This window comes from Caenispirillum salinarum (assembly GCF_044803115.1).
Classification (GTDB): Bacteria; Pseudomonadota; Alphaproteobacteria; order Rhodospirillales; family Rhodospirillaceae; genus Caenispirillum; species Caenispirillum salinarum_A.
Genome location: NZ_CP085224.1, coordinates 2,840,091 through 2,858,741, shown reverse-complemented (window position 1 = coordinate 2,858,741; position 18,651 = coordinate 2,840,091). Strand labels below are relative to the sequence as shown.

Sequence of the window (18,651 nt, the reverse complement as noted above, 5' to 3'; positions counted from 1 at the left end):
CCGGAGTTCCGACGTCTCCATGACCCGCCGCCGCACCGCTGTCCCCACCACGTTTCGATCCGCGACGCTCGGCGCCGCGGTCACCCTTGTTCTCGGCCTGGCCCTGACCGGTTGCGCCGGCGAGGCGGGGCAGGGCGACCGTGCGGAACGGCCGGCGCGCGACGGCGCGGCGGTGACCTCGGCGCTTCGCTCCATGGCCGAGCGGGCGGAGCAGGAGGCCCAGTTCGACAAGGCCGCGGCCCACTACGGCCGACTGGCGGAACGGTCCGACAACCCGCTGCCGGCCCGGCTCGACCAGGCGCGGCTCCTGCGCTACGCCGGACAGCCGCAGGAGGCCATGCTGGTCCTGCAACGGCTGCTGGACGACCTGCCCGAGCGCAGCGCCGAGGCGCGGGCGGTGAAGCTGGAACTGGCGAAGGCGCAGCTTGCCGGTGGCCTGGTGCCCGATGCGGCGGCGCTGCTGGAGGACATGCGCGCCCAGGACCCGGGTGATGCGCCCATGCAGAAGCTTCTCGGCATCGCCTACGACCGCCTGGACCGCCCGCAGGACGCGCGCACCGCCTACCAGACGGCGCTCGCGCTGGCGCCGGACGACGTGGAGGCGGCCAACAACTACGCCCTGTCGCTGGCGATGACGGGCGACATCGACCAGGGCATCGCGCTTCTGGAAAAGCAGGCCAAGCGTCCGGGCGCGCCGCTCCAGGTGCGGCAGAACCTCGCACTTCTTTATGCCATGAAGGGCGACGTGCCGCGGGCCGAGCGCATGGTCCGCCGGCACCTGCCCGCCGACCTGGCCGAGCGCGCGGTGGCCGACTTGCGCCGCCTTGCGGGGGCGGAGGCGGCGAAGCGGGAGGCCGATTAGGCGGAGCGGCTGCGACCGCCGCGTCAGAACGTCTTGAACACCTGGATGATCGCGGGGCCGATGATGACCACCAGCAGCACCGGCAGGAAAAAGATGATCATCGGCACGGTCAACTGCGCCGGCAGGGCGGCGGCCTTGCGTTCGGCGCGCGACAGCCGTTCCTCGCGGTTTTCCTGAGACAGCACCTTGAGCGCTTGGCTGACAGGCGTGCCGTACTTTTCCGCCTGGGCGAGAGAGGTCGCCAGCGCGCGCGCCGCCGGCACTCCGGTGCGTTCCGCCAGATTCATGTAGGCCTTGCGGCGATCGCCCAGGAAGGCCTGCTCGGCGGCCGTGATGCTGAGCTCCTGCGCCAGCACGGGCGAGGTTTCGGCCAGTTCCTCGGTCACGCGGGCGAAGGCTGCGTCCACCGAAAGGCCGGCCTCGGTGCAGATGACCAGCAGGTCCAGGGCGTCGGGGAAAAAGAGCGTGATCTCGGCCCGGCGCTTGTCGGCGGCGTTCTTGAGCAAAATCCACGGCAGCAGCAGGCCCGCTGCCGTCAGGCCGCCGACGATGAGGATCTGCATGCCCGTCGACGGCGCCTCGCGCGCCAGGCCGATCAGCAGCAGCGCCACGCCGGCGAAGACGAAGGGTGCGACCACCTGCACGAAGACATAGACCACCGGCGCCTGCGGCTGGCGGTATCCGGCCGCCGACAGCCGCTGCTGCAAGGACCGGCTGGACACCAGGTGGCCCAGGCGCAGGCGATCGAGCACCTTGCGCATGAGCGTGACGTGCTTTTTCGGCCCGCGGGCCTCGGCCTTGCGGCGCTCCAACTGGCGCTGCGTTTCCTGGCGGAGCTGCTCGCGCCGCTGCTTGAGCGCCTTCAGGCGCCGGCTGCGCTCGTCGCGGCGGAGCAGGGGGAGCAGCAGCGCCAGCAGGGTGGCCGCCGCGCCGACAAAGGTCAGCGCGGTGATCCAGGCCTGCATGTCGATGGTCTTGAGCAGCTCCACGGCGGTCTCCGGCCCGCTACATGCGGAAGTTGATCATCTTCGCCATGATGGCGATGCCCAGCAGCATCCACGCGACCCCGCCGCCGACGATGACGTTGCCGGCGAACTCGGTGAAAAGCAGCATGATGTAGTCGGCGTTCACCAGATAGACGATGCCGCCGACGATGAACGGCAGCGATCCGATGATGGCGGCCGAGGCCTTGGCTTCCGACGACATGGCCTTGACCTTGTCGCGCAGCTTCTTGCGGTCGCGCAGAACGGTGGACAGGTTGGACAGCGTCTCCGCCAGATTGCCGCCCGTCTGCTGCTGGATCTGCAGGACGATGGCGAAGAAGCGGTATTCCGGCACGGGCAGGCGTTCGGTGGCCCTGTGCATGACCTCTTCCATGGACATGCCGAGGCGCATGCCGTCCACCAGGTGCTTGAACTCGCCCGACAGGGGCTCGGGGCTTTCGCGGGCGACGATGCCCATGCACTCGCCCACCGGCAGGCCCGATCGCATGCCGCGCACCAGTACGTCGATGGCATTCGGGAACTCGCGCACGAAGGCCTTGCGCCGGCGCGCCGCCTTCCAGCGCAGGATCAGGCGCGGCACGCCGAAGGCGCCCACGACGCCGGCTGCCAGCGCCAGCAGCACGTTGCCCAGCACCAGCATGAACGCCATGGTGATGGCGACGCCACTGCCCATCATGACGCCGGTATACTTGCGCACGTCCCAGTCCAGGCCTGCCTGAACCAAGTCGGCGCGCAACTGGTTGCGGCGCTGGGCCTTGCCGGTGCTCTTGCCTTCCAGTTCCTGAAGCTTTTCCTGGATGCGCTTCTGCCGGGCGGCCTGCGACCCTCCGCGCGCCCCGGCCCTTGCGAGGCGGGCGCCGCCACCGGCTCCGGCGGGTGGGCCGTCCACCAGGCCGATGGCGGTCATGCGCCGGCGCAGGCGGCGGCGCGGCCCGTCGGCCACCAGCACCACCAGAAGTGCGGCCAGGGCCACAAGCATGAGAATCAGCGCGCCCACCAGCGACAGCACCATGCCTGACACCGCGCCCTCGGCCTCCACCGCGGAGCCGGCAGCGTTGGCGGCCGCCGCCGCCGGCGCGATGAGGCCCAGCGCGTCAGGCATTGGGAATCTCCAGCGCTTCCGCCAGCCGGCCGGCCAGGCCGAAGTACCGCGCCTTGTCCCACACCGCCGGGCGCAGGCCGGTGCCGCGGTGACGGCCGATGACCTTGCCGTCGGCGGTCTCGCCCTCGAACTCGTAGACGAACAGATCCTGCAGCGTCACCACGTCGCCCTCCATGCCGACGACTTCGGTGATGTGGGTGATCTTGCGGCTGCCGTCGCGCATGCGCGAGGCCTGGACGATCACGTCCACGGCGGCGGCGATCTGCTCGCGCGTGGCCTTGGGCGGCAGATTGTAGCCGCCCATGGCGATCATGTTCTCCAGGCGCGAGATGGCTTCGCGCGGGCTGTTGGCGTGGACCGTGCCCATGGAGCCGTCATGGCCGGTGTTCATGGCCTGCAGCAGGTCGAAGGCTTCCGGCCCGCGCACCTCGCCGACGACGATGCGTTCGGGGCGCATGCGCAGGCAGTTCTTGACCAAGTCGCGCATTGTGATCTCGCCGGCGCCCTCCAGATTGGGCGGGCGGGTTTCCAGGCGCACCACGTGCGGGTTCTTGAGCTGAAGCTCGGCCGAGTCCTCGCAGGTGACGACGCGCTCGGTGTGCTCGATGTAGTTGGTCAGGATGTTCAGCAGCGTCGTCTTGCCCGAACCCGTGCCGCCGGAGACCAGGATGTTGCACCGGCTGGCCGCCATGACCTCCAGCACCACCGCGCCGGCCGGAGAGATGGTGCCGAACTGGATCAGTTCCTCCAGCGCCAGCTTGTCCTTGCGAAATTTTCGGATGGTCAGGGACGGGCCGTCGATGGACAGCGGCGGGGCGATGACGTTGACGCGCGAGCCGTCGGCAAGGCGGGCGTCGCAGATGGGGCTCGCCTCGTCCACGCGGCGGCCCACCGCCGAAACGATGCGCTGGCAGATGTTCATCAGCTGCGCGTTGTCGCGGAACTTGATGTCGGTCAGCTGGATGCGGCCGCCGACCTCGATGTAGACCTTGTCGGCGCCGTTGACCATGATGTCGGCGATATCGTCGCGTGCCAGCAGCGGCTCCAGCGGTCCCAGGCCCAGCACGTCGTTGCAGATGTCGTCGACCACCTGCTTCTGCTCGGCCGCCGACAGGCTGAAGCCGCGCATGGAGATGATCTCGGAGATGACGTCGGTCAGCTCCTCGCGCACGGCCTCGGGCGACAGGGCCGAGAGCTGCGCCAGGTCCATGGCCGAGATCAGCGCGTTGAACACCTCCACCTTCACGTCGTGCAGGCGGTCCGCCGCCGCCGACGCGCCGGCGGTTGCGCTTTTCGGCTCGGACTTGGCGGCGGGCGCGGGGCTCGGCGTCGGCTCGGCGCGTGGGGCGGTGCCGGCCGGTGCCGGCTTGGCGGCGCCACCGACGGCTTGATCCGGCGTGGTCTCCGCCGCGGCGGGCGCGGCCGGCCGGGTCGGCGCGGGCCGGGCGGGAGAAGGCGGCGGAACGGGACCTTGTCGGCGGCCGAACATGGGCGGTGGCTCGGGCTTTCGCGGAGGGTTGCGGACGTGGGACGGAACGATGCCGGGGCAGGGCGTGCCGAGACGTCAGTCTAGCGTCCGTGGGTGAACAAAGTCTTGAGGCTGAGCCGGGGGCGTCCTTTTCCCGCGCCCTTTCCGGCCGGCGGATCGACGGTGTCGGCAAGGGTGCCGATGGCGCGCGTCAGGGCGTTGGTCCGACCGGCCTGGCGCAGCGTCTGGCCCTGGTTCATGGCGGACGCGCACAAGGCCGGCTCGAAGGGCAGAACAGCGTCAGGGGCGCGGCCCAGCGCTTCGGAATAGTCGCCGGCCGTCAGTTCGTTCTTGCGGCTGAGGCCCGCGCGGTTGAAGACGATGCGCGGTGCGCCGCCGGCGCGGGCCGGGCCGACGACGTCGACGATGGAGCGGGTGTTGCGCAGGTTGGCGAGGTCCGGGTAGGTCACCAGCACCGTCTCCCGCGCCTCGATCAGCGCGGTCTTGACCCACGGCGTCCACAGGCGCGGCAGGTCGAGCACGACAACGTCCATCTTCCGCCGCAGCACCGCCAGCAGCTTTTCCAGCGCCTCCTCGGTCGGCGGGGCGGCCACTTCGGGCGACGCGGGGGCGGCCAGCACCTGAACTCCGTCGCCGTGCTTTTCCAGCACGCGGTCCAGCAGCATGTCGTCGATGCGATTGGGGTCGCTCAGCGCATCGGCGGCGCCCTGGCGGGGCGTGAGGTTGAGCGCCAGGGCATCGACCCCGAACCACAGGTCCAGGTCCACCAGTACGACGCTTTCGTCGCCGCGCGCCGCAATGGCGTCGGCCACGTTCACCGCAACCGTGCTGGTGCCGACGCCGCCGGCAGTGCCGAAGACGGCGATGACCCGGCCGCCGCCGGCCTGTTCTCCGTCGGTGGAGGCGATGCGCTGGACGGCGTCGAGCAGTTCGTCCGGAGTGACGCTGCCATAAAGGTATTCCGATACACCCATGGACAGCAGGCGGCGATAGAGCGCGATGTCGTTGCTGTCGCCCAGCAGGATCACCTTTGTGCCCGGCCGCACCACGTCGGCCAGCCTGTCCAGGCTCTCGACCAGGGCCTCGGGGTCCTCTGCGGTTTCCAGGATCAGGACGTCGGGGCTGTCGTGGCGCGACAGGTGGGCGTGCGCCTCGGCCATCCCGCCGGCCTCCGCCGTCATGGCGGCGCGGTGCAGGCGCGGCAGTCCGGCCGCGTCGCGCACCGTGCGCGCGCGGTCTTCGGACGTCACGAAGGCCAGGATGGAAATGCGAATGGGACGGGTCCTCCTGCGGGCGGCTGCGGGCCTATTCGGTGATGTCGCTGGCCGGTCGGCCTTCCTCTGCCGGTGGCATGGTGGCCGTGGGCTCCCCGCGGCGGTAGGTCTCCACGATGTCCACCTGGCGGGGCGCCCGAGGCCGGCCCATGGGCTCGGCCTGCTGCAAATCGCCCGGATCGGCGAGCATCAGCCCGATGTTGCGCTGATAGGCGCAGCCGAAGTTCAGCGGTTTCATGCGGTTGGGATTGTAGGTGTCGCCATCCGACCAGTTGCCGCACTCTGGCACGGCGGCGACGGCCGCGGGAAACGACGCCTGCACCGCGGCTTCGGGGCGGTAGCCGGTGATGATGTCGGCCTTTATGGCCTGGTCCGCGAGCCAGCGCTTGAGGCGGCGCGCGGTGCGCTCGCCCTCGGGCGTCGGCGGGGCGGTGAGCAGCATGGCGCCGCGACCGCGCCGCCGGTACTCGGTTACGAAGTCGGCCGGCAGTTCCGCCCGCGCGCCCACGTGGACGGAGGCCTGGAAGGTGCGGATATCCACCTCGATCCCATAGCGGTCCGCCACGGGCGGAGACGGCGGCGTTTCGCAGGCCGCCAGGCCCAGGGCCAGGACGGCGGTCGCGACGGCGCCGGCCAGCGGGCAGCGGGAAGCGGCGGTGCGGCGGTGGGCGGTCATGGCCGGGGCGTCTCCTCGCCTGGGGCTGCACGCAAGCGTCATCGCATCATGTATCCGCTGGGACCGGCGATCACATAGGGCTCGCCGGCCGGTTCGCCGTCCTTGGGGCCATAGGTGGACCGCAGGCGGCCGTAGAGGTAGATGTCCAGGTCGTTGGCCGGCACGAAGCCGTCGGTGGGATAGGCCATGCGCGGGCCGAACTCGATGGGGCGCACCAGGAAGGCCTTCACGGCCACCACCAGTTCGGTGCGGTTGGTCTGGAACTGGTTGCTGCGGAACAGCGCGCCCAGAATAGGCATGTCCATGAGGCCCGGAATGCCCTCCACCCGGTTGAACTCGTCGTTCTGGATGAGGCCGGCGATCATCAGGCTTCCGCCCGAGGGCAGCATGACCGTACTGTCCGCCCGCCGCACCGACAGCCCCCGGATGCGCACGCCCGCCAGGTCGATGGCGTTTTCCTCGGTGATGTTACTCACCTCGGTGGCGATGCGCAGGTTGATCTGGTTGTTGGCCAGAACCACCGGCGTGAAGCTGAGCGACACGCCGAATTCGCGCAGTTCGACGGTGACTTCCACGTTGCCTTCGTCGTCGCGGTCGGCACCGGTGGGCAGGGGGAACTCGCCGCCCACCAGGAAGTTGGCGGTCTCGCCGGAAATGGCCGTCAGCGCCGGCTCGGCCAGGATCTTGGCCAGGCCCTCGCGCTCCAGCGCCGAGAAGGCGATGCTGTCGATGCCAGCGTCAACGGCCAACTGGCCGAACACGCCGCCGGTGACGTCGCGGGCGAAGCTGGTCACGGTCTGGAGCGTCTGGTTGCCCACGTCCAACGATGTCTCCACGCCCAGGGTCTTGAGCGTGGTGCGGCTGATCTCGGCGACGGTCACCTGCAGCAGCACCTGTTGATCGCCGGCGATGCGAAGGGCGTTGATGACGCTGGTGTCGGGGCCCATGAAGGCCTGCACCACGGCCTGGGCGTCGGCGGCATCGGCGGCGGACTGCACGACGCCCGACATCAGGATGCTTTCGTTGACCGTCTTGATGTCGATGGCGCTGGCGGGCTGAAGGTCGCGCAGCGCCTCGCGCACGGCGGCCACGTCGGGCGCCACCAGCACGCGGGCGTTGAGGATCACCTCGCCGCTGTCGTCGACGAAGAACATGTTGGTGGCACCGGGCTCGCGGCCCAGGACGAAGACCTTGGTGGGCTGCTGGACCACCACGTCGGCGGTTTCCGGATCGGCCACCACCACATCGCTGATGGGGCGCGGCAGTTCCAGGGCAACCGACTGGCCGACCTTCACGGCATAGGTGCGGGCGGTGTCGACCGGCGTGGCCGGCGCGTCGGGACGGCGGGTGACGGGAACGGGCGAGGCGGTGGGATCGGCCGCCGCCCCGGCGGGAGCCGGAGCGGCAGGCGTCGTATCATCGTCCTGCCCGGCGGCCGGCGTCGCGGCCAGAAAGACCATGGCGGTTAGAACGGCACCCAGGTGCCGCATGCGGTGGGTCATTCCGTCGGTCCTTCCCCTCGTCCGAACCCGGACCAGCCTCTTTGTCCTGATGGGCCTTACGGTATCACGTCAGAGTCGGGCGATTAAGCATTGAATTCCTTATCCGCCGCCGATGATGCGTGCGGGGCCGCCACCGAACGCCCCGCCGCGCATGGCCGAGAACCCGCGGTTGAGGCGGTCGGCGTTGACGGCGGGGGCGGGGCTGCCGCGATAGACCTCGTCGAAGCCCTGATCCGCGGCGTCCGCGGCCTCGTCGTCGTCGCGGCCGCGCACGACCTCAGCCGGCGCCCGGCCGCGATGGATCGTAACCCGCCAGGGCTCCGGTTCGGGGACCGGTTCGGCCTCGGCCGCGGGGGCGGCAGGGGCGGCGGGCAGAGCGGACGACAGCGGGTTGCCGTTGCGGTCGAAGCCGGCGACGGCGGCAAGGCTCGGGCTGACTTCCACGTCACCCACCCATGTGCCGGCCGCCTGGCGGCCCACGGCGAGCGCCACGCCGCTGGCCTGCACGATGCCGCCGGCGTCGTCCGTGGCGGAGGTGGTGTCGCCCGCCACCATCATGGCCGGTTCCTCCAGGCTGCGCAGCGTCAGACTGATGGCGCCCATGTGACGGGCGACGGCCAGCGCCTCGGCCTGGTCGGGCGTGACCTCGAGCGTCGCGGTCTCGACCACATCGGCCGCGTCCTCGCCAGCGGCCATGGACTGGTCGACGGCCAGCACGCGCACGTTCTCAACCACCGTTTCGGCGGCGTAGCGCACCAGGGCGATGTCGCGCGCCTGGGCGGCGACGGCCTCGCCGACGTGGCGGCGCACGTCCTGCGACAGGATCACGTCGACGCGGTCGCCGGGCAGGATGAAGCCGGCGGCGGCGCTGTCGGCGGCCACCGGCACGGCAACGGCACGGAACCCCTTCTCCAGCGTGCCGGCCAGGAAGCCGGCGTCGCCGCGGGTGAACACCAACTCGTCGGTCAGGGGCTGGCCGGCGGCGATGGGGCGGCGCGCCACCTTGCCGGCGAAGCGCGGCAGGGCATTGGCCTTCACGGCCTCGGGCTGGGCGGCATTGGCCGGCACCAGCGCGTATTCCGGGCGCAGGGCGTCGGCCGGCCACGGCTGCCAGCGCACCGCCTTGTCCGTCAGCGTGGCACCGGGAGCGATGTCGGAGGCGGCGACGGCGACCATGGGCGGCGTCGGTACCTCGGCCTCCAGCGGCGTCGCCGGTTTGTCGCGCACTTCGTCAATCAGGCGGTTGGTGAAGAAGCTGACGCCGCCGGCGGCGGCCAGCGCGACAATCACCAGGACGATCATGAGCCCACGCATGGCGGCCTCCTCACTTGCAGCATTACGCGCCGGCCACCGAGGCGGGCACGAAGAACAGGGTCAGGGTGCCGGCGGCGATGGCGATGCCGTAGGGCACCCGCGTCTCGCCGCTCAGCAACGGTTCCAGCAACGGCGGCACGCTGTCTGCCCGGCGTGCGGCGGCCCGCGCCATCAGCAGCGCCAGGCACAGGAAGCCGCCGTAAAGCGCGGTGAACAGCAGCAGCAGGCCCACCCATTGCGGGCCGGCCCACAGCGCCACGGCGGCGAGCATCTTGGCATCGCCGCCGCCGAAGGCTCCGGCCGCAAACAGCAGGATGCCGCCGATCAGCACGGCGCCGCCGGTCAGCAGATGACCGGTCAGGCGCTCCAGCGCCAGCTCGGAGCTGGGCGCGCCGGTCAGCAGCCAGACGGCGAAGGCGCCGACGATGACCAGCGAGACGGTGTTGGATATCTCGAATGTCAGGGCGTCGACCACCGCGGCATAGGTGACCACCCCGCACAGCACCAGCACGCTGAGCGTGCGCAGCAGGTCGGCGATGGTGTTCATGTCGGACAGACCGTAGGACAACATGGCGGACCTGCTCCCTGACGGAAGGGGATCGGGCGGAAACGAGGAAAGCCGGCCGCCGGTGGATCGGCGGCCGGCTCCCTGTGGGGTCGCGCGGGCCTGTGGGGGTTCCGTGGGGGGAGCGGCCCGCGCGGCCGTGGTGATGGCGTCAGGCGCCGGTGCCGACGCCGGTCAGGCTGTTCTGGATGGTGGTGAACAGAGCCTGGATCTCGGTGCCCGCCAGGGTCACGCCGCCGATGATGACGACGGAGATCAGGCCGGCGATCAGGCCGTATTCGATGGCGGTGGCGCCGGATTCGTCCTTGCGGAAACGAGCGATGATGGTGCGCATGATCTTATCCTCCGCGTTAAGTCCATGGCCGCAATCGCGGCGCGTCTGAAACCTGTATCCGCGAGGGAGGCGGCGGTCCGGTGGGCGAGGCGTTTGCCGCGGTGTCGCGGCGGGGCTGGTCCGTTGGGAGGGGCCCCTATGCCTCTGGCCGATCGGCCTATGTCCCCCTCTGTCTTTTGGAGTATAGCCAGATGATGTGAAAAAGGTTTGTGAAAGAGGTGACGCACTTGTAGAAAAAATGCTAGAAAATGTAAAACACGGTAAGGGTGGATTAACCGCCGCGCGCGCGGGAGTGAAATACGGACGAGGACCATGGCGCAGGAACCGCGAAAACAGGGTGCCCGGCGGTGCATCATCGTCGTCGATGGCGACGAAGCGGCGCGCGAACGTGCGGTGTCCGCCCTGCGGGACGGCGGCATGGACGCCCTGGGCGCCACGGATGCTGCTTCCGTTCGGGGGCTGATGGACGTGCGGCCCTGCGATCTGGTGGCGACCGAGCTTGACCTGCCCGACGGCAACGGCCTCATGCTGATCCGCGACCTGCGGGCGGCTTCCGCCATCGGGCTCATCGCGCTGACGGCGCGGACCGAGGTGGTCGACCGCATCGTGGCGCTGGAGATGGGTGCCGACGACTACGTCACCAAACCCTTCGAGCCGCGCGAGCTGGCCGTCCGCTGCCGCAATCTGATGTGGCGAGTGTCCACCGCCGGTACCGCCGCCGTGTTCAGGGGGGCGGACCGGGTACGCTTCGCCGACTGGGTGTTCGACCACGGCAAGCGGCTGCTGATCGGCGCCGACGAGCAGCCGGTGATGTTGACCCGGCAGGAGGCGGCGGTCCTCAAGGCGCTGGTGGACAATCCCGGCCGCGTGATGAGCCGCGACGCGCTCATGGACGCCGTCGGCCGCGGCTGGAACCCGACGGACCGCACCGTCGACGTGCTGATCGGGCGCCTGCGCAAGAAGATCGAGCCCAACCCCGCGCACCCGGAACTGATCGTCACCGTCTACGGCGAAGGATACATGTTCGGCGAATTGCCGTACTGACCGCCGCCGGCGTTCCCCTTGGGACGGTTTTCCTGGGAGAGTTGGCCATGCGCCTGTTCGAGTGCGACACCTGCGGCAGCCTGCTGTACTTCGAGAACACCCGCTGCGAGACCTGCGGCGCCGCGCTGGCCTTCGAGCCGGATGCCCTGCGCCTGCGCTCGCCGGAGAACGGTGACGCCCTGTGCGCCAATGCGGCGCACGGCGCCTGCAATTGGCTGGCGGAGCCGGGGCAGGCCTTCTGCCGCGCCTGTCGGCTCAACCGCACCATTCCCGACCTTGCCGCCGACGATCACGTCGTCCTCTGGCGCCGGCTGGAGGCCGCCAAGCACCGGGCGGTCTACAGTCTCATGCGGCTGGGCCTGCCGCTGACGCCCAAGACCGAGTCGCCGGAGGCCGGACTTGCCTTCGACTTCCTGGCCGACCCCGATCCGCAGTTCCGCGAGGTGATGACCGGCCATGCCGGCGGCGTCGTCACCATCAACATTGCCGAGGCCGACCCGGTGGAGCGTGAACGCCAGCGCGACACCATGGCCGAACCCTTCCGCACCCTGCTCGGCCATTTCCGGCACGAGGTGGGTCATTGGGTGTGGGACCTGCGCGTGAAGGACGGGCCGGCGCTGGCGGACTTCCGCGCCCTGTTCGGGGACGAGACGGTGGACTACGCGCAGGCGCTTCAGGCGCATTACGACGCGCCCGACGACGGCGCCTGGCGCGGCAAATTCATCAGCCGCTACGCCGCCTCCCATCCCTGGGAGGACTGGGCGGAGTGCTTCGCGCACTATCTTCACATCGTTGACGCGCTGGAGACCGCCTACGCCTTCGGCCTGCGCAGCCGGCCCCGCGCCGGCGGCGACGACGCAAGGCTGGCCGCCGATTTCGACCCCTACGCCGAACCCGAGCTGGACCGCATCCTGGAGGCCTGGGTGCCCCTGACGGTGGCCGTCAACAGCCTGAACCGCAGCATGGGACAGCCCGACCTTTATCCTTTTGTGCTGTCGGATGTGGTGGTGGCGAAACTGGCCTTCGTTCACCGGGTCGTGCGGGACGGGACTCTATAACAGAGAGCAACAGAGAGCCCTACGGGCGCGGCACGCCCGGCAGCCCGCGCAGCGGCCGGTGCAGGGCGGCGACGTGCTCGGGCGGCGGCTGGTGCCCGTTGCGCAGTCGGCTGTCGGTGGCAAAGCCTGCCAGCGTGCGCCCTGTGCGCCATGTGCGGCCCATGGCCGGCAACGTGGTGGGACGCTGCCACCATGTCTCGGGCGCGGCGTCGGCGATGCGCCCGCCCAGCGCTTCGTGCTGGCGGATGGCGACGAGCACGGCGGCGCGCGAGCGGGGAGGCAGGGCGGACAGCCCCGACTCCGCGCTGCGGAAATGGACGGCGGCGCGCTTCAACAGTTTTTGCGCGGCTCCGTGCGCGGCCGCAACGGCGGCCGGCGCCCCTTCGGCCAGGCGTTCCGGCGTGACGGAGCGGGGCAGAAGGGCGGCGGGCAGGTAGACGCGCCCGCATTCGGCGTCATGGCGCACGTCACGGGCGATGTCCACCAGGCGCACGGCAATGCCCAGGTCGATGGCGAACGGCAGCACGTCCTCGGCCTCGGCCGCAGCTCCCAGGACGGGCCCGAGCATGACGGCCACCGTTCCGCCCGAGCCGTGGCAGTAGCGGATAAGCCCGTTCCACGTCTCGATCACGGGGTCTTCCGTGTCCCGCAGCAGCGTCGTGACGAACAGCTCCGCCATGTCGAGCCGCAGGCCGCACCGCGCGTGCAGGTCGAGAAAGGGCGCGGCCAGATCGTCGGCGGCCTCCTTGGCGCGCAGGGCGGCCCGCAGGCGGCGGAGGCGGATGCGCGCCGCATGACGGCCGGTGCGCTGGGCGGCCAGGGCGCCGGCGGCGAGGCACGCATCGCCCAGCGCCAGCACATCCCGCCGCCGCTCGCCCGGCAGCAGTCGCGCCGCCCCTTTCAGGAGCGTGATGCTGGTGCCGGCCTGGACAGCCGGTGCGGCGGGGGCGGTCATGGCGGACGGGTTCTCGGCCTCGGGGAGCGGTCGGGGCGGGCAGTCCATCCAAGATGGGGACCGCCAGCCGCGCCGTCATCCCCGGACCGGGATCAGACGGTGCCCGTGATCTCCGCCATGATGGCGTTGAGCGTCTTCACGGCGGCTTCGGGTCCTTCGGCATGGTTCCACACGCCGCCGCAGACGGCCAGGAAGTCCGCGCCGGCCTCGACGACCGGTCGGGCGTTGTCCGGCGTGATGCCGCCGATGGCGACGCAGGGGACCTGCATCATCACCTGCCACCACCTCAGGATATCCAGTTCGGCCGCGGCCTTGGGGTCTTTGGTCAGCGTCGGATAGAAGGCGCCGAAGGCCACGTAGTCGGCCCCGTCCTCGGCGGCGACCATGGCCAGGTGGCGGCTGTCGTGGCAGGTGACGCCGACGATCGCATCCTCGCCCAGAACGCGCCGCGCCTCGCTGTAGGGAGTGTCCTCCTGCCCGATGTGGGCGCCGTCGCAGCCGGTCTGCTTCGCCAGGTCCGGCCGGTCGTTGAGCAGCACGGCGACGTCGCGATCCTGGGCGATGGGGCGCAGGCGGTCGACGGCGCGCCTGACCGTGTCGTCGTCGACGTCCTTCAGGCGGATTTGCAGCGCCGCGCAGTCGCCCGCATCCAGCGTGCGCGCCAGCGTGTCGGCGAAGCTGTCCAGGTCGTCGAGGCGCGGGGGCGTAATGAGGTACAGCCGGCAGGGCTCGCGCTCGACCATGCCGACCATGGTTTCCAGGTTGGGCACCTCGGTGCCGTTCAGCCCCTCGTCGTCCTCGTCCTCGTCGTCGAAGGCCTCCAGGTCGTCGAGGTCGTCCAGGTCGTCCAGGTCTTCGGGATTGTCGTCGTCGCGCTCGGCCATGTCGGCGGGTCCAGTCGGAATGCAGGGAGTGTTTGGCCCCTACATACCCGAGGCCGCGCTACACCTCCAGCCCGCTTGAGAAAAATCGGCGGCAGGCCTCTGCCGGATCGCGGGCGTCCAGAAGATCGAGTACCGGCGCCGCAGGCCCTTCGTCGAGCCGGACTCCCAACTGGTCCGCGATATCGGCGACGGCGGCGCGGGCGGGATCGGCCGCCTCCAGCCGCACCGCCTCGGCCCCGTCGCGCAACGCGGTGAGCGCCAGGCCCGGCGCGTCGCCGCAGTCCAGGACCGCCAGGGCATCCGCATCCGGGACCTGCGCACGGGCCGCCTCGATCAGCGTGCGGAACCAGGCGGCCCCCTGGATCAGGGCGCAGCGCGGCGGGCTTTGCAGGATGACGGAGCGGTCAGCGGCCCGCGCGGCAGCCAGGGCCGCCTGCGCATGGGCGGGAGTGTGGACGATGATGCGCGGTGGCGCGTTGGGATCAGACGTCACGGCTTCCTCACGCCTGTGCGGTTGACGCAGGCGTTCAATCGCGAATAATCTTAGATCAAACTCAAGCATAAAGCGATAGAGCCTTGGAAAATATCGCGATCTATAAGCTCAAGCGGATTGACGGTGCGGTGGAGGGCCTGGTCGAGGCCCTGCAACGCCTGGAGGACGCCGCCGCCGCCAACGCGACGGGCTTCGAGGAGGAGCGCGCGGCCCTGATCGCCGAGCGCGACCGCGCCGCCGAGGATCGCGACCAGGCCGTCGCGGCGCTGGAACAGGCGCGCTCGGGCGATGCCGCGCTGGCCGAGGAGAACGGGCGGCTCAAGACCGAGATCGAGACTCTGCGCAACCAGCTCGCCCGTGCCCAGGCGGAAAACGCCCGCATGGCCGACGCCCAGCGCGGCCAGGCCGCCGAGGATCGCGAGGAATTGCTGGGCGAGTTGCGCGCCGTTCAGGCCGAGGCCGAGCGCCTGGACACGGAACTGGGCGACACCCAGGCCGAGCGCGACCGCCTGTCGGCCGAGGTGGAGCGCCTGCGCACCATGGCCGAGACCAGCGCCGAGGCCGATCTGGCGGCGGCGCGGGAGCAGGTGGAGGTCGTGACGGCCGAGCGCGACCGCCTGTCCGAACAGCTTTCCGAGGCCACCGCCCGCGCCGCGGACCTGGAGGCGCAGACCGGCGCGTCGGACGGCCTGGATGCCGCAAAGGCGGAGGTCGAGCGTCTGACCACCGAACTGGCGGAGGTGCGCGCCGAGCGGACCCGCCTGTCCGAGCGTCTCCAGGCGCTGGAGGCCGACCACGCGCGCCTCAAGGAGGCCTCGGGACGCATCAGCGGCCGGCTGGACACCACCATCGGCCGCCTGAAGGCGGTCCTGGAGCGCTGAGGGCCGCGGCCGGCGCGTCATCGTCGACACCACGCAGGGGGACATCTTGGGGCAGGTTACCGTCACCATCAACGAGCGCGCCTACACCGTCGCCTGCGACGACGGGCAGGAGGAGCACATCCTCCAACTCGGCCGCATGCTCGACGACAAGGCGCGCGGCATCACCCGCGACGTGGGCACCGTCAGCGACAGCCTGCTGCTGGTCATGACGGCCCTCATGGTCGCCGACGAACTGACTGACGCGCAGGGCGAGCTTGAACACCTAAGGGGCGACGGCGAGGCCCGCGAGCAGGCCGAGTCCGAGGTGGTGGAAAAGCTGGAGAATGTCTCCGAGCGCATCAACACCGTTGCGCAGCGCCTCGAACAGTCCTAGGTATGATCCTGCGAGGCTGCCCGGTACGTTAGGCCGCACAACTCCCGGGGGCTATAATCATAGATAGGGAGCTGTCCCTGGTAGGGCCCTGGCCTTACTACACGGCACCCACGTAGTTGCTCGTGGCCCATGTGGAGGTCGCGTAGAGCCGACGGCCAGGGTGGCTTCGCATCCCTTTCTTCCCCACCGTCCACCAGCCGGTAATCCCGACCCATGACCGCCGACCTTGCCGAGACCAAGAAGCGCCTGCGCGCCGAGTGTCTGGCAAGGCGTCCTGCCGTGGCCGAACAGGCCGGACGGGGGCGCGCGGGGCTGGGCCTGCGGGACGTGGTGACCAAACACTGGCACATCGGGCCGCAAAGCGTCGTCGCCGGATTCTGGCCCATGCGCGAGGAGATCGACGTCCTGCCGCTGCTCACCGCCGTGGTGGAGGCGGGCGCGACGGCCGCCCTGCCCGTGGTCGGGGCCCGCGACGCGGCGCTGACCTTCCGCCGCTGGCATCCCGGCATGGCGCTGGAGGACGGCGTCTTCGGCACCCGCCATCCCCGGTCCGACGCAGGCGAGGTGACGCCTTCGGTCGTGCTGGTGCCGCTGGTCGCCTTCGACCGCGCCGGCGGCCGGCTCGGCTATGGGGGTGGATTTTACGACCGCACCCTGGCAGCTTTGCGCGTCGATACCGACATTCTCTCCATCGGCGTCGCCTATGCGGGGCAGGAGCTGCCCCAGGTGCCCGAAGAAGCGCACGACGAACCGCTCGACTGGATCGCCACGGAACGCGGGATCATCGTGGTGAACAGGCGAAAGGAAAAGGCATGAGACTTCTGTATCTGGGAGACGTGGTCGGACGGTCCGGCCGCGACGCGGTGCAGGAGTACGTGCCGAAGCTGCGCCAGGACCTGAAGCTGGACGCGGTGATCGTCAACGGCGAGAACGCCGCCCACGGCTTCGGCCTGAACGTGCGCATCACCCAGGACCTGCTTGAGGCCGGCGTCGACGTCATCACGCTGGGCAATCACGCCTGGGACCAGCGCGAGATGCTGTCCTACATCGACAAGCAGCCGCGCCTGGTGCGCCCCGCCAATTATCCGCAGGGTACGCCGGGCCGGGGCGCCTGCATCCACACCACCGGGCGCGGCAAGAAGGTGCTTGTGGTGCAGGTCATGGGGCGGCTGTTCATGGACCCGCTGGACGATCCTTTCGCCGCCCTGCAACAGGAATTCGCCCGCTTTCGCCTGGGCGCGACGGTGGACGCCATCGTGGTCGACGTCCATGCCGAGGCCACCAGCGAGAAGGGCGCCCTCGGCCACTTCTGCGACGGCCGGGCGAGCCTTGTCGTCGGCAGCCACACCCATATCCCCACGGCGGACCACGCCATCCTGCCCGGCGGCACCGCCTTCCAGACCGACGCCGGCATGTGCGGCGACTACGACAGCGTCATCGGCATGAAGAAGGACGGCGCCGTCAGCAAGCTGGTCCGCAAGATTCCCGGCGAGCGGCTGGCCCCGGCGGAAGGTCCGGCCACCGTCTGCGGCGTGTTCGTGGAGACCGACGATCGCTCCGGCCTCGCGCGCCGCGTCGAGCCGCTTCGCCTGGGCGGCCGCCTCAGCCAGATGGTCCCCGAGGTCTGAGGACGCTCGCCACCCCGGCCAGGGCCCTCAGAACAGCGCCGGCAGCAGCACCGTCGCGGCCGCCTGGGCGGCGATGCCCTCCCGGCGGCCGGTGAAGCCCAGCTTTTCCGTCGTCGTGCCCTTCACGTTGACCCGCTCCGTCGAAAGGCCCAGCACCTCGGCCGTGCGGGCGCGCATGGCGCTGCGGAAGGGGCCGATCTTGGGGCGTTCGCAGATGACGGTCACGTCCACATGGGCGATGCGCCCGCCGCGCGCCTCCACAAGCCGGGCGGCGTGGGCCAGGAAGACCGCCGAATCCGCACCTTTCCATTTCGCGTCCGTCGGCGGAAAGTGGCGGCCGATGTCGGCCGCACCGATGGCGCCCAGGATGGCATCGGTGACGGCGTGCCACGCCACGTCGGCGTCGGAATGGCCGGCCAGGCGGGCGGAGTAGGGCACCAGCACGCCGCACAACTGCACCCCGTCGCCGTCGGCGGCGAAGGCGTGAACGTCGAAGCCCGTACCGGTGCGCGGCTCCAGCGGGCGGTCGAACAGGCGCTCGGCGCGGGCCAGGTCCTCGCCCGTGGTGATCTTGACGTTGGACTCCGCCCCCGGCACCAGCACCACCGTTCCGCCGGCGGCTTCCAGCACGGCGGCGTCGTCGGTCAGCACCTCGCCCTCGGCGGCGCGGTGGGCCTGGCGGATGGCCTCGAAGCGGAAGCCCTGCGGCGTCTGGGCACGCCACAGGCCGTCGCGGGGCACGGTGTCCGTGATCGTGCCCGAGGCGTCACCGCGCTTGAGCGTGTCGGCGACGGGCAGGGCCGGGATGGCGCCGTCATGGTCCGTCAGGGCCGCCACGACCCGGTCGATGACGCCCGCGTCGACGAAGGGGCGCGCGCCGTCGTGGATCAGCACCACGTCGGCGCCCAGGCCGGCGGCGGCTTCCAGCCCCAGGCGCACGCTGTCCTGCCGCTCCGCCCCGCCGGGAACGGGATCGGCCAGGTTCAGGCCGGCGGCGGCCTCTTCGTACAGCGGGCGGTCGTCGGGATGGATGACGGTCAGGACATGGTCGACCGAGGGGTGGGCGGCCAGCGTTCCAAGGCTGTGACGCAGCACCGGGCGCCCGCCCAGCAGGCGGTACTGCTTGGGCAGGCCGCCGCCCATGCGCGCGCCCCGTCCCGCCGCCACGACCAGAGCCACCACCGTCGTCATCGCCGTTCTTCTCCGTTGTTGC

General features: G+C 70.6%; 20 protein-coding genes and 1 other RNA gene. 8 read left to right on the top strand and 13 right to left on the bottom strand.

Annotation, left to right across the window (positions count from 1 at the left end):
• Positions 1–19: 19 nt before the first annotated feature.
• Positions 20–862: a tetratricopeptide repeat protein gene (locus tag LG334_RS13060; protein ID WP_404378699.1), complete on the top strand. Its 843-nt coding sequence runs from the start codon at positions 20–22 to the stop codon at positions 860–862.
• A 23-nt stretch (positions 863–885) separates the two neighbouring features.
• On the opposite strand, the gene LG334_RS13055 is transcribed toward LG334_RS13060, so the two are convergent.
• From LG334_RS13055 to LG334_RS13015, 9 genes are all read right to left on the bottom strand, one after another.
• The gene (locus LG334_RS13055; RefSeq protein WP_404378698.1) at positions 886–1,851 is read right to left on the bottom strand and encodes a type II secretion system F family protein; all 966 of its coding nucleotides are present in this window, start codon (positions 1,849–1,851) and stop codon (positions 886–888) included.
• A gap of 16 nt (positions 1,852–1,867) precedes the next feature.
• The gene (locus tag LG334_RS13050) at positions 1,868–2,968 is read right to left on the bottom strand and encodes a type II secretion system F family protein (RefSeq protein WP_404378696.1); all 1,101 of its coding nucleotides are present in this window, start codon (positions 2,966–2,968) and stop codon (positions 1,868–1,870) included.
• Complete coding sequence (locus tag LG334_RS13045) at positions 2,961–4,457, bottom strand: CpaF family protein (protein WP_404378695.1); 1,497 nt, start codon at positions 4,455–4,457, stop codon at positions 2,961–2,963. The genes LG334_RS13050 and LG334_RS13045 overlap by 8 nt, the downstream gene beginning before the upstream one ends.
• Before the next feature lie 80 nt (positions 4,458–4,537).
• On the bottom strand, positions 4,538–5,707 hold the full coding sequence (locus LG334_RS13040; RefSeq protein ID WP_404378694.1) for a CpaE family protein: 1,170 nt from the start codon (positions 5,705–5,707) through the stop codon (positions 4,538–4,540).
• Positions 5,708–5,762: 55 nt separating this feature from the next.
• Positions 5,763–6,407: a CpaD family pilus assembly lipoprotein gene (locus LG334_RS13035; RefSeq protein ID WP_404378693.1), complete on the bottom strand. Its 645-nt coding sequence runs from the start codon at positions 6,405–6,407 to the stop codon at positions 5,763–5,765.
• Between the two features lie 38 nt (positions 6,408–6,445).
• Entirely contained in the window at positions 6,446–7,909 is a 1,464-nt protein-coding gene (locus LG334_RS13030) for a type II and III secretion system protein family protein (protein ID WP_404378692.1), read from the bottom strand.
• A 99-nt stretch (positions 7,910–8,008) separates the two neighbouring features.
• A complete protein-coding gene (gene cpaB, locus LG334_RS13025) occupies positions 8,009–9,223 on the bottom strand; it encodes a Flp pilus assembly protein CpaB (protein WP_404378690.1) in 1,215 nt (404 codons plus the stop codon).
• Between the two features lie 22 nt (positions 9,224–9,245).
• Complete coding sequence (locus tag LG334_RS13020) at positions 9,246–9,794, bottom strand: prepilin peptidase (RefSeq protein WP_404378688.1); 549 nt, start codon at positions 9,792–9,794, stop codon at positions 9,246–9,248.
• Between the two features lie 145 nt (positions 9,795–9,939).
• Complete coding sequence (locus LG334_RS13015) at positions 9,940–10,122, bottom strand: Flp family type IVb pilin (RefSeq protein ID WP_009540133.1); 183 nt, start codon at positions 10,120–10,122, stop codon at positions 9,940–9,942.
• A 312-nt stretch (positions 10,123–10,434) separates the two neighbouring features.
• On the opposite strand from LG334_RS13015, the gene LG334_RS13010 reads away from it, so the two are divergent.
• Both LG334_RS13010 and LG334_RS13005 read left to right on the top strand, forming a co-directional pair.
• Entirely contained in the window at positions 10,435–11,166 is a 732-nt protein-coding gene (locus tag LG334_RS13010) for a winged helix-turn-helix domain-containing protein (RefSeq protein ID WP_404378686.1), read from the top strand.
• A gap of 47 nt (positions 11,167–11,213) precedes the next feature.
• Complete coding sequence (locus tag LG334_RS13005) at positions 11,214–12,224, top strand: putative zinc-binding metallopeptidase (protein WP_404378685.1); 1,011 nt, start codon at positions 11,214–11,216, stop codon at positions 12,222–12,224.
• A 19-nt stretch (positions 12,225–12,243) separates the two neighbouring features.
• On the opposite strand, the gene LG334_RS13000 is transcribed toward LG334_RS13005, so the two are convergent.
• The 3 genes from LG334_RS13000 to LG334_RS12990 form a co-directional block, all read right to left on the bottom strand.
• Positions 12,244–13,179 carry a phytoene/squalene synthase family protein gene (locus LG334_RS13000; protein ID WP_404378684.1) on the bottom strand — a complete coding sequence of 312 codons (936 nt, stop codon included), beginning with the start codon at positions 13,177–13,179 and terminating at the stop codon, positions 12,244–12,246.
• A gap of 92 nt (positions 13,180–13,271) precedes the next feature.
• Positions 13,272–13,922, bottom strand: a complete 651-nt coding sequence (gene thiE, locus LG334_RS12995) for a thiamine phosphate synthase (protein ID WP_404386376.1) — start codon at positions 13,920–13,922, stop codon at positions 13,272–13,274.
• A 199-nt stretch (positions 13,923–14,121) separates the two neighbouring features.
• On the bottom strand, positions 14,122–14,556 hold the full coding sequence (locus LG334_RS12990) for a hypothetical protein (RefSeq protein ID WP_404378683.1): 435 nt from the start codon (positions 14,554–14,556) through the stop codon (positions 14,122–14,124).
• A gap of 83 nt (positions 14,557–14,639) precedes the next feature.
• Here LG334_RS12990 and LG334_RS12985 point away from each other — a divergent pair, with 83 nt between their 5' ends.
• From LG334_RS12985 to LG334_RS12965, 5 genes are all read left to right on the top strand, one after another.
• Positions 14,640–15,437, top strand: coding sequence for a DUF4164 family protein (locus tag LG334_RS12985; RefSeq protein WP_404378682.1), 798 nt, complete (start codon positions 14,640–14,642; stop codon positions 15,435–15,437).
• 46 nt (positions 15,438–15,483) lie between these two features.
• On the top strand, positions 15,484–15,810 hold the full coding sequence (locus LG334_RS12980; protein ID WP_404378681.1) for a cell division protein ZapA: 327 nt from the start codon (positions 15,484–15,486) through the stop codon (positions 15,808–15,810).
• A gap of 10 nt (positions 15,811–15,820) precedes the next feature.
• A non-coding RNA gene (gene ssrS / locus LG334_RS12975) (6S RNA) lies at positions 15,821–15,981 on the top strand.
• Positions 15,982–16,023: 42 nt separating this feature from the next.
• Positions 16,024–16,626 (top strand): 5-formyltetrahydrofolate cyclo-ligase, encoded by a 603-nt coding sequence (locus LG334_RS12970; RefSeq protein WP_404378680.1) that lies wholly within the window; start codon positions 16,024–16,026, stop codon positions 16,624–16,626.
• The gene (locus tag LG334_RS12965) at positions 16,623–17,438 is read left to right on the top strand and encodes a TIGR00282 family metallophosphoesterase (protein ID WP_404378679.1); all 816 of its coding nucleotides are present in this window, start codon (positions 16,623–16,625) and stop codon (positions 17,436–17,438) included. The genes LG334_RS12970 and LG334_RS12965 overlap by 4 nt, the downstream gene beginning before the upstream one ends.
• A 27-nt stretch (positions 17,439–17,465) precedes the next feature.
• On the opposite strand, the gene LG334_RS12960 is transcribed toward LG334_RS12965, so the two are convergent.
• On the bottom strand, positions 17,466–18,629 hold the full coding sequence (locus LG334_RS12960; protein ID WP_404378678.1) for a bifunctional 2-C-methyl-D-erythritol 4-phosphate cytidylyltransferase/2-C-methyl-D-erythritol 2,4-cyclodiphosphate synthase: 1,164 nt from the start codon (positions 18,627–18,629) through the stop codon (positions 17,466–17,468).
• Positions 18,630–18,651 lie beyond the last annotated feature (22 nt).

Bases quoted from the DNA above. Each gene is read 5' to 3' on its own strand.
- LG334_RS13060 (WP_404378699.1), top strand. From the start codon at position 20: ATGACCCGCCGCCGCACCGCTGTCCCCACCACGTTTCGATCCGCGACG.
- LG334_RS13050 (WP_404378696.1), bottom strand. From the start codon at position 2,968: ATGCCTGACGCGCTGGGCCTCATCGCGCCGGCGGCGGCGGCCGCCAAC.
- LG334_RS13045 (WP_404378695.1), bottom strand. From the start codon at position 4,457: ATGTTCGGCCGCCGACAAGGTCCCGTTCCGCCGCCTTCTCCCGCCCGG.
- LG334_RS13035 (WP_404378693.1), bottom strand. From the start codon at position 6,407: ATGACCGCCCACCGCCGCACCGCCGCTTCCCGCTGCCCGCTGGCCGGC.
- LG334_RS13030 (WP_404378692.1), bottom strand. From the start codon at position 7,909: ATGACCCACCGCATGCGGCACCTGGGTGCCGTTCTAACCGCCATGGTC.
- cpaB (WP_404378690.1), bottom strand. From the start codon at position 9,223: ATGCGTGGGCTCATGATCGTCCTGGTGATTGTCGCGCTGGCCGCCGCC.
- LG334_RS13020 (WP_404378688.1), bottom strand. From the start codon at position 9,794: ATGTTGTCCTACGGTCTGTCCGACATGAACACCATCGCCGACCTGCTG.
- LG334_RS13015 (WP_009540133.1), bottom strand. From the start codon at position 10,122: ATGCGCACCATCATCGCTCGTTTCCGCAAGGACGAATCCGGCGCCACC.
- LG334_RS13010 (WP_404378686.1), top strand. From the start codon at position 10,435: ATGGCGCAGGAACCGCGAAAACAGGGTGCCCGGCGGTGCATCATCGTC.
- LG334_RS13005 (WP_404378685.1), top strand. From the start codon at position 11,214: ATGCGCCTGTTCGAGTGCGACACCTGCGGCAGCCTGCTGTACTTCGAG.
- LG334_RS13000 (WP_404378684.1), bottom strand. From the start codon at position 13,179: ATGACCGCCCCCGCCGCACCGGCTGTCCAGGCCGGCACCAGCATCACG.
- thiE (WP_404386376.1), bottom strand. From the start codon at position 13,922: ATGGTCGAGCGCGAGCCCTGCCGGCTGTACCTCATTACGCCCCCGCGC.
- LG334_RS12970 (WP_404378680.1), top strand. From the start codon at position 16,024: ATGACCGCCGACCTTGCCGAGACCAAGAAGCGCCTGCGCGCCGAGTGT.
- LG334_RS12965 (WP_404378679.1), top strand. From the start codon at position 16,623: ATGAGACTTCTGTATCTGGGAGACGTGGTCGGACGGTCCGGCCGCGAC.
- LG334_RS12960 (WP_404378678.1), bottom strand. From the start codon at position 18,629: ATGACGACGGTGGTGGCTCTGGTCGTGGCGGCGGGACGGGGCGCGCGC.